The 11,476-nt window shown below is 71.2% G+C and carries 9 protein-coding genes; 8 read left to right on the top strand and 1 reads right to left on the bottom strand.

Annotation, left to right across the window (positions count from 1 at the left end; all coding sequences use genetic code 11):
- Positions 1-115 precede the first annotated feature (115 nt).
- Positions 116-715 (bottom strand): TetR/AcrR family transcriptional regulator, encoded by a 600-nt coding sequence (locus tag ACIQGV_RS04935; protein WP_402490545.1) that lies wholly within the window; start codon positions 713-715, stop codon positions 116-118.
- A gap of 87 nt (positions 716-802) precedes the next feature.
- On the opposite strand from ACIQGV_RS04935, the gene ACIQGV_RS04940 reads away from it, so the two are divergent.
- From ACIQGV_RS04940 to ACIQGV_RS04975, 8 genes are all read left to right on the top strand, one after another.
- Complete coding sequence (locus ACIQGV_RS04940) at positions 803-2,419, top strand: carboxyl transferase domain-containing protein (RefSeq protein WP_402490548.1); 1,617 nt, start codon at positions 803-805, stop codon at positions 2,417-2,419.
- A gap of 6 nt (positions 2,420-2,425) precedes the next feature.
- Positions 2,426-4,342 carry a biotin carboxylase N-terminal domain-containing protein gene (locus tag ACIQGV_RS04945; RefSeq protein ID WP_402490551.1) on the top strand — a complete coding sequence of 639 codons (1,917 nt, stop codon included), beginning with the start codon at positions 2,426-2,428 and terminating at the stop codon, positions 4,340-4,342.
- Positions 4,339-5,283 carry a hydroxymethylglutaryl-CoA lyase gene (locus tag ACIQGV_RS04950; RefSeq protein ID WP_402490553.1) on the top strand — a complete coding sequence of 315 codons (945 nt, stop codon included), beginning with the start codon at positions 4,339-4,341 and terminating at the stop codon, positions 5,281-5,283. Before ACIQGV_RS04945 ends, ACIQGV_RS04950 begins: the two co-directional genes overlap by 4 nt.
- Positions 5,284-5,288: 5 nt before the next feature.
- Positions 5,289-6,449 carry an acyl-CoA dehydrogenase family protein gene (locus tag ACIQGV_RS04955; RefSeq protein WP_402490556.1) on the top strand — a complete coding sequence of 387 codons (1,161 nt, stop codon included), beginning with the start codon at positions 5,289-5,291 and terminating at the stop codon, positions 6,447-6,449.
- 120 nt (positions 6,450-6,569) lie between these two features.
- The gene (locus tag ACIQGV_RS04960) at positions 6,570-7,616 is read left to right on the top strand and encodes an ABC transporter substrate-binding protein (RefSeq protein WP_402490559.1); all 1,047 of its coding nucleotides are present in this window, start codon (positions 6,570-6,572) and stop codon (positions 7,614-7,616) included.
- Between the two features lie 92 nt (positions 7,617-7,708).
- Positions 7,709-8,569 carry a siderophore-interacting protein gene (locus tag ACIQGV_RS04965; RefSeq protein WP_402490561.1) on the top strand — a complete coding sequence of 287 codons (861 nt, stop codon included), beginning with the start codon at positions 7,709-7,711 and terminating at the stop codon, positions 8,567-8,569.
- 190 nt (positions 8,570-8,759) lie between these two features.
- Positions 8,760-10,202, top strand: a complete 1,443-nt coding sequence (gene desA / locus ACIQGV_RS04970; protein WP_402490564.1) for a lysine decarboxylase DesA — start codon at positions 8,760-8,762, stop codon at positions 10,200-10,202.
- Positions 10,186-11,472, top strand: coding sequence for a lysine N(6)-hydroxylase/L-ornithine N(5)-oxygenase family protein (locus ACIQGV_RS04975; protein ID WP_402490567.1), 1,287 nt, complete (start codon positions 10,186-10,188; stop codon positions 11,470-11,472). The genes desA and ACIQGV_RS04975 overlap by 17 nt, the downstream gene beginning before the upstream one ends.
- The last annotated feature ends 4 nt before the right edge of the window (positions 11,473-11,476 follow it).

Consider the following 11,476-nt stretch of genomic DNA (forward strand, 5'->3'; position numbering starts at 1 on the left):
CCACCTCCGCGGTCACATGTCTAAGCGCTTGCTCACTCAACCGTACCGGCCGGTAGGGGGCCCGTCCAGGGTTACCCCTCCGTAACGCTCGTCACGCCCGCGCCGCGCGCCGGGATCACTCCGCGCCGGCCGCCGCGCCGAACGCCCCCCGCGCCATCCGGTGCAGCAGCTCCGCCGTGGCGACCCGGCCCGGCAGGGAACCGGCGCGGCCGAGGTGGGGGGTGGAGTTGAGGAGACCGAAGACGGAGTGGACGGCCGAGCGGGCGGCGGGCTCGGTGAGGTCCGGGTAGACCTCGCGGACGACCTGCACCCACAGCTCGACGTACTGCCGCTGGAGCTGGCGCACCAGCTTGCGGTCGCTGTCCCGGAGGCGGTCCAGCTCACGGTCGTGCAGGGTGATCAGAGGCCGGTCGTCGAGGGCGAAGTCGATGTGTCCCTCGATCAGGGAGTCCAGCAGCCCGCCCGCGGGGACGCCGTCGGCCTCGGCGACCCGGAGCTTCGCGCCGGTCAGGAGGCGGCCGCTGATGCCGACCAGCAGCTCCGCGAGCATCGCGTCCTTGCCCGGGAAGTGGCGGTAGAGGCCGGGGCCGCTGATGCCGACCGCGGCGCCTATCTCGTCCACGCCGACACCGTGGAAGCCGCGCTCGGCGAACAGCCGGGCGGCCTCCTTGAGGATCTGCTCACGGCGGGTCGGGGCGTCGGTTCTGGTGGCCATGAAAGCAATTCTAGACAGGGAGGTTAGCGCTCGTTAACCTGGAGGAAATGCGTTAACGCTCATTAACAAGGTGAGGGGTTCCGCAGGATGGATGAGGCACCGGAGCTTCAGAGCGCGGTCGATCCCGCGTCGGAGGCCTTTCGGGCCAACGAGGAGGCCCACCGGGCGCTGGCCGGGGAGCTGCGTGACAAGCTCGCCGCGGCCCGCCTGGGCGGCGGCGAGAAGGCGCGGGCACGGCACACCGCGCGCGGCAAACTGCTGCCGCGCGACCGGGTGGACACCCTGCTGGACCCCGGCTCGCCGTTCCTGGAGCTGGCTCCCCTCGCGGCCGACGGGATGTACGACGGACAGGCACCGGCCGCCGGGGTGATCGCCGGCATCGGGCGGGTCTCCGGCCGTGAGTGCGTGGTCGTCGCCAACGACGCCACCGTCAAGGGCGGCACGTACTACCCGATGACCGTGAAGAAGCACCTGCGCGCCCAGGAGGTGGCCCTGGAGAACCGCCTGCCGTGCGTGTACCTGGTCGACTCCGGCGGCGCCTTCCTGCCCATGCAGGACGAGGTGTTCCCCGACCGCGAGCACTTCGGGCGGATCTTCTACAACCAGGCCCGGATGTCGGGCGCGGGCATCCCGCAGATCGCGGCGGTGCTCGGCTCGTGCACGGCGGGCGGCGCGTACGTGCCCGCGATGAGCGACGAGGCGGTGATCGTGCGCAACCAGGGCACGATCTTCCTCGGCGGTCCCCCGCTGGTGAAGGCCGCCACCGGCGAGGTCGTCACGGCGGAGGAGCTGGGCGGCGGCGAGGTGCACTCCCGCGTCTCCGGCGTCACCGACCACCTCGCGGAGGACGACGCCCACGCGCTGCGGATCGTGCGCAACATCGTCGCCACGCTCCCGGCGCGCGGGGCCCTGCCCTGGCAGGTACGGCCGTCGGTGGAGCCGAAGGCCGACCCGTACGGGCTGTACGGCGCCGTCCCGGTCGACTCCCGCACCCCCTACGACGTCCGCGAGATCATCGCCCGCATCACGGACGGCTCCCGCTTCCAGGAGTTCAAGGCCGAGTTCGGGCAGACCCTGGTCACCGGCTTCGCCCGGATCCACGGCCACCCGGTCGGGATCATCGGCAACAACGGCATCCTGTTCGCCGAGTCCGCCCAGAAGGGCGCGCACTTCATCGAGCTGTGCGACCAGCGCGGGATCCCGCTGCTGTTCCTCCAGAACATCTCGGGCTTCATGGTCGGCCGGGACTACGAGGCGGGCGGCATCGCCAAGCACGGCGCCAAGATGGTCACGGCCGTCGCGTGCACACGCGTGCCGAAGCTGACCGTGGTGGTCGGCGGCTCGTACGGCGCCGGCAACTACTCCATGTGCGGCCGGGCCTACTCCCCCCGCTTCCTGTGGATGTGGCCCAACGCCAAGATCTCCGTGATGGGCGGCGAGCAGGCCGCCTCGGTCCTCGCCACCGTCAAGCGGGACCAGCTGGAGGGCCGCGGCGAGTCCTGGCCGCCGGAGGAGGAAGAGGCGTTCAAGGCGCCCGTCCGCGAGCAGTACGAGCGGCAGGGCAACGCCTACTACGCGACCGCCCGCCTGTGGGACGACGGGGTCATCGACCCCCTGGAGACCCGGCAGGTGCTGGGCCTGGCACTGACCGCCTGCGCGAACGCCCCGCTGGGAGACCCCCAGTTCGGCGTCTTCCGGATGTGAGGACCCATGTTTGACACAGTGCTTGTCGCCAACCGGGGCGAGATCGCGGTCCGCGTCATCCGCACGCTCCGCGCGCTGGGTGTGCGCTCGGTGGCCGTCTTCTCCGACGCCGACGCCGACGCGCGGCACGTCCGGGAGGCCGACACCGCCGTACGGATCGGCCCGGCACCGGCGGCCGAGAGCTATCTGTCGGTCGAGCGGCTGCTGGAGGCCGCCGCCCGCACCGGCGCCCGGGCCGTGCACCCGGGCTACGGCTTCCTCGCGGAGAACGCGGGCTTCGCGCGCGCCTGCGCCGAGGCGGGCCTGGTGTTCATCGGTCCGCCCGCGGACGCCATCTCCCTGATGGGCGACAAGATCCGCGCCAAGGAGACCGTGCAGGCGGCCGGGGTGCCGGTCGTGCCCGGCGGCCGTGACCCGGAACTGGCCGAGGCCGCCCGGAAGCTGGGCGCGCCCGTGCTGCTCAAGCCCAGCGCGGGCGGCGGCGGCAAGGGCATGCGGCTGGTGCGGGACCTGGCCGTGCTGGACGAGGAGATCGCGGCCGCCCGCCGTGAGGCCCGTGCCTCCTTCGGCGACGACACGCTCCTCGTCGAGCGCTGGGTCGACCGGCCCCGGCACATCGAGATCCAGGTCCTGGCCGACGGCCACGGCAACGTGGTGCACCTGGGCGAGCGCGAGTGCTCCCTCCAGCGCCGCCACCAGAAGATCATCGAGGAGGCGCCCTCGGTCCTGCTGGACGAGGCCACCCGCGCGGCGATGGGCGAGGCCGCGGTCCAGGCGGCCCGCTCCTGCGGCTACCGGGGCGCGGGCACGGTGGAGTTCATCGTGCCGGGCGGCGATCCGTCCTCGTACTACTTCATGGAGATGAACACCCGTCTCCAGGTGGAGCACCCGGTCACCGAGCTGATCACGGGGCTGGACCTGGTGGAGTGGCAGCTGCGGGTGGCGGCCGGTGAGCGGCTCGGCTTCACGCAGGAGGACGTCCGGCTGACCGGGCACGCGGTCGAGGCCCGGATCTGCGCGGAGGACCCCGCGCGCGGGTTCCTGCCCTCCGGCGGCCGGGTGCTCAGGCTGCGCGAGCCGCAGGGCGAGGGCGTGCGCACCGACTCCGGGCTCAGCGAGGGCACCGAGGTGGGCAGCCTGTACGACCCGATGCTGTCCAAGGTGATCGCGTACGGCCCCGACCGTGCGACGGCGCTGCGCAAGCTGCGGGCGGCTCTCGCGGAGACGGTCACGCTGGGGGTGCAGACCAACGCCGGGTTCCTGCGGCGGCTGCTGGCGCACCCGGCGGTCGTCGCGGGCGAGCTGGACACGGGCCTGGTCGAGCGCGTCGTCGACGACCTGGTGGCCGGCGACGTGCCCGAGGAGGTCTACGAGGCCGCCGCCGCGGTGCGCCTGGAGGCGCTGAAGCCCGCCGTCACGGGCTGGACCGACCCGTTCTCGGTGCCGAGCGGCTGGCGGCTGGGCGGCGAGCCGCAGCCGGTCGCCTTCTCCCTGCGGGTGACCGAGCCGCTGCGGTACACCCCGCGCGGCGCCCACACGGTCGCCCCCGGCGAGGTCTCCGTGACCCTGGACGGCGTCCGGCACACCTTCCACCGCGCCGGCGACTGGATCGGGCGCGACGGCGACGCCTGGCACGTGCGCGACCACGACCCGGTCGCCGCGTCGCTGGACCGGGCGGCCCACGCGGGCGGCGACTCGCTGACCGCGCCCATGCCCGGCACGGTCACGGTCGTGAAGGTCGCGGTGGGCGACGAGGTGACGGCCGGCCAGAGCCTGCTGGTGGTGGAGGCGATGAAGATGGAGCACGTCATCTCCGCCCCGCACGCCGGCACCGTCACCGAACTGGACGTCACCCCCGGCACCACGGTCGCGATGGACCAGGTGCTGGCCGTGATCGCCCCCGTCGAGGAGGAGACGGAATGACCGTGCAGGGGCTTCCCATGGCCGTTCCCGCGCCGGGCCTGCCCGCGCGGGTGCGGATCCACGAGGTGGGCGCGCGCGACGGCCTGCAGAACGAGAAGGCGACCGTCCCGACCGACGTCAAGGCGGAGTTCGTGCGCCGCCTCGCCGACGCGGGCCTGACCACGATCGAGGCGACGAGCTTCGTGCACCCCAAGTGGGTGCCCCAGCTCGCGGACGCCGAGCGGCTGTACCCGCTGCTCGGCGGCCTCGAAGGCGTCGAGCTGCCCGTGCTCGTGCCCAACGAGCGCGGTCTGGAGCGCGCCCTGGCCCTCGGCGCCCGGCGCGTCGCCGTGTTCGCCAGCGCCACCGAGTCGTTCGCGAAGGCAAATCTCAACCGCACGGTCGACGAGGCGCTCGCCATGTTCGCGCCGGTGGTCGCGCGGGCGAAGGCGGAGGGCGGCCATGTGCGCGGCTATCTGTCGATGTGCTTCGGCGACCCCTGGGAGGGCCCCGTCCCGGCCTCCCAGGTCGTCCGGGTGTGCAAGGCGCTCATGGACATGGGCTGCGACGAGCTGAGCCTCGGCGACACGATCGGGGTCGCGACCCCGGGCCAGGTCACCGCGCTGCTGCGCGCGCTGGACGCGGCGGGCGTCGCCACGGACCGGCTGGGCGTGCACTTCCACGACACCTACGGCCAGGCGCTCGCCAACACCTACGCGGCCCTCGTGCACGGCGTGAGCACCGTCGACGCCTCGGCCGGCGGTCTGGGCGGCTGCCCGTACGCGAAGTCCGCCACCGGAAACCTCGCCACCGAAGACCTCGTGTGGATGCTGCAGGGCCTCGGCATCGACACCGGGGTCGACCTCGGCCGCCTCGTCGCCACCAGCGCGTGGATGGCCGGACAACTGGGCCGACCCAGCCCGTCCCGCACCGTCCGAGCCCTCTCCCACCAGGAGCAGTGAACGTCATGGACTACCGTCTGACCCCCGAACTGGAAGAACTCCGCCGTACCGTCGAGGAGTTCGCGCACGACGTGGTGGCGCCGAAGATCGGCGACTTCTACGAGCGGCACGAGTTCCCCTACGAGATCGTGCGCGAGATGGGCCGGATGGGCCTGTTCGGGCTGCCGTTCCCCGAGGAGCACGGCGGCATGGGCGGCGACTACCTCGCCCTCGGCGTGGCCCTGGAGGAGCTGGCCCGGGTCGACTCCTCGGTCGCCATCACCCTGGAGGCGGGCGTCTCGCTGGGCGCGATGCCGATCCATCTGTTCGGCACCGAGGAGCAGAAGCGGGAGTGGCTGCCGAGGCTGTGCGCGGGCGAAGTGCTCGGCGCGTTCGGCCTGACGGAGCCGGACGGCGGCTCGGACGCGGGCGCGACCCGTACGACGGCCCGGCTGGACCCGGAGACGGACGAATGGGTGATCAACGGCACGAAGTGCTTCATCACCAACTCCGGTACCGACATCACCGGTCTGGTGACGGTCACCGCGGTCACCGGCCGCAAGCCGGACGGCAGGCCGCTGATCTCGGCGATCATCGTCCCGTCGGGCACCCCGGGCTTCACGGTGGCGGCCCCGTACTCGAAGGTCGGCTGGAACGCCTCGGACACCCGTGAGCTGTCCTTCCAGGACGTCCGGGTGCCCGCGGCGAACCTGCTGGGCGAGGAGGGCCGCGGCTACGCCCAGTTCCTGCGCATCCTGGACGAGGGCCGGATCGCCATCGCGGCCCTGGCGACGGGTCTGGCGCAGGGCTGTGTGGACGAGTCGGTGAAGTACGCCGGACAGCGGCACGCGTTCGGCCGTCCGATCGGCGCCAACCAGGCGATCCAGTTCAAGATCGCCGACATGGAGATGAAGGCCCACACGGCCCGCCTCGCCTGGCGCGACGCGGCCGTCCGCCTGGTGACCGGCGCCCCGTTCAAGAAGGAGGCGGCACTCGCCAAGCTGCACTCCTCGACCGTCGCGGTGGACAACGCCCGTGACGCCACACAGATCCACGGCGGCTACGGCTTCATGAACGAGTACCCCGTGGCCCGCATGTGGCGCGACTCCAAGATCCTGGAGATCGGCGAGGGCACGAGCGAGGTCCAAAGGATGCTGATCGCAAGGGAGTTGGGGCTCACGGGCTGATCGCCCAAGGACCGGGAGGCGATCGGGGGAGGGCCCGCCCTCTGGACAAGATCTGAGGTTAGGCTAACCTACCCTCGAATCGTCCTTCGGGCCCTCCGCCCTGTCCGAAAGCAGTCACCCATGCCCAACGCCCGTGCCACCCACCTCACCCGCCGCGGCATCCTGGCCGCCGGTGGCGCCCTCGGCCTCGGCGCCGTCCTCGCCGCCTGCGGCGACGACGACGCGAAAAGCGGTGGCTCGGACACCAAGGCGTCCGCCAAGGCTTCGGGCCCCTGGACGTTCAAGGACGACCGCGGCACGACCGTGAAGCTGGACAAGGTCCCGGCGAACATCGTCGCCTTCACCGGTGTCGCCGCGGCCCTCCACGACTACGGCATCGCGGTCAAGGGCGTCTTCGGCCCGACCAAGACGCAGGACGGCAAGCCGGACGTCCAGGCGGGCGACATGGACATCACCAAGGTGAAGATCCTCGGCAACGTCTGGGGCCAGTTCAACGTCGAGCAGTACGCGGCCCTCGCCCCCGAGGTCCTCGTCACCACCACCTTCGACGCCGCCGGCGGCCTCTGGTACGTCCCGGAGGAGTCCGCGGACAAGATCGCCAAGCTCGCCCCGAGCGTGGCGATCTCCGCCTACGACCGCAAGCTCGACGTCTCCCTCGCGAAGATGCTGGAGCTCGCCAAGTCCCTCGGCGGCGACGTGACCTCCGCGGACGTGACCGGTGCGAAGAAGCGCTTCGAGGAGGCGTCCGCGCGGCTGCGCGCCGCCGCCAAGGCCAAGCCGAACATCAAGGTGATGGCCGGCTCCGCCAGCCAGGACCTGTTCTACGTCTCCGGCAGCAACCTCTCGCTGGACCTGGAGTACTTCAAGGCCCTCGGCGTGAACTTCGTCGAGCCGCCGGAGAAGGCGAAGGCCGAGGGCGGCGGCTGGTACGAGGGCCTGAGCTGGGAGAACGTCGACAAGTACGCGGCGGACATCATCATGATGGACGACCGCTCCTCGACGATCCAGCCCGCCGACATCACCGAGGGCACGTGGAAGAAGCTGCCCGCGGTCAAGGCCGGACAGGTCATCGCGCGGTCGCCCGAGCCGATCCTGTCGTACGACAAGTGCGTCGCGCTGGTGGAGAACCTTGCGGGAGCGCTGGAGAAGGCCAAGAAGGTCAGCTGACCCCTTCCTTCCACCGCGGGGAGCCGCGCGCCGCCTGTGGCCGGTCGCGCGGTTCCCCGCGCCCTTCGGGAACCCGACCCCAAGGAGCCTCCATGGCCACGCCCGACGCCCTCGCCTTCCGGTTCTTCTCTCTTCAGGTCGTGCGGACCGAGTCGCTCGGCCCCTCCCTCGTCCGGGTCACCTTCGCCGGTGACGACCTCGCGCACTTCCACTCCGACGGGCGCGACCAGTCGCTGTCGCTGTTCCTCCCCGCCGAGGGGCGGAGCAAGCCGGCGGTGCCCTTCGAGGAGGGCGAGAACTGGTACCAGGCATGGCGTGAACTGCCCGACGACGTACGGGCCGTGATGCGGTCGTACACGCTGCGGGCACTGCGGCGGGACCCGGACGAGATCGACATCGACTTCGTGCTGCACGGCGTGGAGCCCGGTGCCGCCGTGGCCGCGGGGCCCGCCTCGCGCTGGGCCGCCGACGCGAAGCCCGGTGCCGAGGTGGTGCTGATCGGGCCCGCCGTCGCCGACAACCGCGCCATCCGGTTCCGCCCGGCCGAGGGCACCGACCTGGTGCTGATGTGGGGCGACGAGACCGCCCTGCCGGCCCTGCTGGCCAGCCTGGAGAGCCTGCCGGCCGGACTCCCGGTGCGTGCCTGGGTGGAGGTCCCGCACGCCGGGGACGTCCAGGACGTCGTCACCGCGGCCGACGCGGAGGTGACCTGGCTGGTGCGCGACGAGAGCTCCGCCGAAGGGGCCTTCCCGGCCCTGGACGCGATCAGGGCCGCCGGGCTCCCGTCCGCCCGCAAGCCGTACGTGTGGCTCGCGGGCGAGGCCGGCCGCATGAAGGAGCTGCGCCGGCACTTCGTGGGCGAGCGCGGCGTCGACCGCCGGCAGGTCACGTTCGTGGGCTACTGGCGGCGCGGGCTGACCGAGGAGCAGTTGCGCGAGCAGCCGCAGGAGTGAACTGCCCTTCCCGGCAGGGCAGTCACGGCTGCGACCGAAGTGACGGCAGTCACTTGAGGGGTGGACTACTGATCCTTCAAATTAGGTTAGGCTAACCTAAGTTTGAAGACGGGGTCCGCCCCTCTTCGCTTTCTGTCGCGAAATCCTCACGGATTCCCTCACGGTCCATCCCCACCCGGAGGCCCCCCGCATGCGCTCGCACCTGCTCAATGACACGACCGCGGAGCAGTACCGCCGCTCCGTGACCGAAGGAGTCGAGCGGGTGGCGGCCAAACTCGCCACCACCGACCGTCCGTTCACCGGCGTGACGGCCGACGAGCTCGCACCCCGCATCGAGCGGATCGACCTGGACCGGCCGCTGCACGACACCACGGCCGTCCTGGACGAGCTGGAGGACGTCTACCTCCGGGACGCGGTCTACTTCCACCACCCCCGCTACCTCGCGCACCTCAACTGCCCGGTCGTCATCCCGGCCGTGCTCGGCGAGGCCGTCCTGTCCGCCGTCAACTCCTCCCTGGACACCTGGGACCAGTCGGCCGGCGGCACCCTCATCGAGCGCAGGCTGGTCGACTGGACCGCCGAGCGCATCGGCCTCGGCCCCGCCGCCGACGGCGTGTTCACCTCCGGCGGCTCGCAGTCCAACCTCCAGGCGCTGCTGCTCGCCCGCGAGGAGGCCAAGACCGACTCCCTGGCGAAACTGCGCATCTTCGCCTCCGAGGTCAGCCACTTCAGCGTCAAGAAGTCCGCCAAACTGCTGGGTCTCGGCCAGGACGCGGTCGTCTCCGTCCCCGTCGACCACGACAAGCGCATGCAGACGGTCGCGCTCGCCCACGAGCTGGAGCGCTGCCGTGAGGCCGGCCTCATCCCCATGGCCGTCGTCGCCACCGCGGGCACCACCGACTTCGGCTCCATCGACCCGCTGCCCGAGATCGCCGAGCTGTGCGAGCAGTTCGGCACCTGGATGCACGTCGACGCCGCCTACGGCTGCGGACTGCTCGCCTCGCTCCGGCGCCGCGCCCTGCTCGACGGCATCGAGCGCGCCGACTCGGTCACGGTGGACTACCACAAGTCCTTCTTCCAGCCGGTCAGCTCCTCCGCGCTGCTGGTCCGCGACGCGGCCACCCTGCGCCACGCCACCTACCACGCGGAGTACCTCAACCCGCGCCGCGCCGTGCAGGAACGTATCCCCAACCAGGTCGACAAGTCCCTCCAGACCACGCGCCGCTTCGACGCGCTCAAGCTGTGGGTGACCCTGCGCGTGATGGGCGCCGACGGCATCGGGCAGCTCTTCGACGAGGTCTGCGACCTGGCCGAGGAGGGCTGGAAGCTGCTGGCCGCCGACCCGCGCTACGACGTCGTCGTGGAGCCGTCGCTGTCCACCCTGGTCTTCCGCTACATCCCGGCCGCCGTCACCGACCCGGCCGAGATCGACCGCGCCAACCTCCACGCCCGCAAGGCCCTGTTCGCCTCCGGTGACGCGATCGTCGCGGGCACCAAGGTCGGCGGCCGCCACTACCTGAAGTTCACCCTGCTCAACCCCGAGACGCAGGCGTCCGACATCGCCGCCGTCCTCGACCTGATCGCCGGCCACGCCGAGCAGTACCTGGGAGAGTCCCTTGACCGCGCTTGCTGAATCCACGAACAAGACCTACGACTTCGTGGGCATCGGGCTCGGCCCCTTCAACCTCGGCCTGGCCTGTCTGACCGAACCGATCGCCGAACTCGACGGCGTCTTCCTGGAGTCCAAGCCCGACTTCGAGTGGCACGCCGGCATGTTCCTCGACGGCGCCCACCTGCAGACGCCGTTCATGTCGGACCTGGTCACGCTCGCCGACCCGACCTCCCCCTACTCCTTCCTGAACTACCTCAAGGAGAAGGGGCGGCTGTACTCGTTCTACATCCGCGAGAACTTCTACCCCCTGCGGGTCGAGTACGACGACTACTGCCGCTGGGCGGCCGGCAAGCTGAGCAGCATCCGCTTCTCCACGACCGTCACCGAGGTGACGTACGAGGACGAGCTGTACGTGGTGCGGACCGCCGGCGGCGAGACCTACCGCGGCCGCCGCCTCGTCCTCGGCACCGGCACGGTCCCCTTCGTCCCCGAGGCGTGCCGGGACCTGGGCGGCGACTTCTTCCACAACGCGCAGTACATGCACCGCAAGGCGGAGCTGACGGGCAAGAAGTCGATCACGATCGTCGGCAGCGGCCAGAGCGCCGCGGAGATCTACCACGAGCTGCTCTCCGAGATCGACGTCCACGGCTACCAGCTCAACTGGGTCACCCGCTCCCCGCGGTTCTTCCCGCTGGAGTACACCAAGCTGACCCTGGAGATGACGTCCCCGGACTACATCGACTACTTCCGCGCGCTGCCCGAGGACACCCGCTACCGGCTGGAGAAGCAGCAGAAGGGCCTGTTCAAGGGCATCAACGGAGATCTGATCGACTCCGTATTCGACCTGCTCTACCAGAAGCACGTCGAGAGCGGCGACCGCCCGGTCCCCACCCGGCTGCTCACCAACTCCACCCTGCACAGCGCCTCCTGGGAGGACGGCCGCTACCGCCTGGGCCTGCGCCAGGACGAGCAGGGCAAGGACTACGAGATCGACACCGAGGGCCTGGTCCTGGCCACCGGCTACCACTACCGGGAGCCCGCCTTCCTGGAGCCGGTCCGCGACCGCATCCGCTTCGACGGTCACGGCCGCTACGACGTCGCCCGCAACTACGCCGTCGACGTCACCGGCCGCGGCATCTTCCTGCAGAACGCCGGCGTGCACACCCACAGCATCACGTCCCCGGACCTGGGCATGGGCGCGTACCGCAACAGCTGCATCATCAAGGAGCTGCTCGGCTCCGAGTACTACCCGGTCGAGAAGTCGATCGCCTTCCAGGAGTTCGCCGTATGAGCGA

The sequence above is a fragment of the Streptomyces sp. NPDC093094 genome, assembly GCF_044754345.1.
GTDB lineage: Bacteria > Actinomycetota > Actinomycetes > Streptomycetales > Streptomycetaceae > Streptomyces.

What these genes read in the sequence shown, in the direction of transcription:
- ACIQGV_RS04935 (WP_402490545.1), bottom strand. Translation starts at nt 715, where the DNA reads ATGGCCACCAGAACCGACGCCCCGACCCGCCGTGAGCAGATCCTCAAG.
- ACIQGV_RS04940 (WP_402490548.1), top strand. Translation starts at nt 803, where the DNA reads ATGGATGAGGCACCGGAGCTTCAGAGCGCGGTCGATCCCGCGTCGGAG.
- ACIQGV_RS04945 (WP_402490551.1), top strand. Translation starts at nt 2,426, where the DNA reads ATGTTTGACACAGTGCTTGTCGCCAACCGGGGCGAGATCGCGGTCCGC.
- ACIQGV_RS04950 (WP_402490553.1), top strand. Translation starts at nt 4,339, where the DNA reads ATGACCGTGCAGGGGCTTCCCATGGCCGTTCCCGCGCCGGGCCTGCCC.
- ACIQGV_RS04955 (WP_402490556.1), top strand. Translation starts at nt 5,289, where the DNA reads ATGGACTACCGTCTGACCCCCGAACTGGAAGAACTCCGCCGTACCGTC.
- ACIQGV_RS04960 (WP_402490559.1), top strand. Translation starts at nt 6,570, where the DNA reads ATGCCCAACGCCCGTGCCACCCACCTCACCCGCCGCGGCATCCTGGCC.
- ACIQGV_RS04965 (WP_402490561.1), top strand. Translation starts at nt 7,709, where the DNA reads ATGGCCACGCCCGACGCCCTCGCCTTCCGGTTCTTCTCTCTTCAGGTC.
- desA (WP_402490564.1), top strand. Translation starts at nt 8,760, where the DNA reads ATGCGCTCGCACCTGCTCAATGACACGACCGCGGAGCAGTACCGCCGC.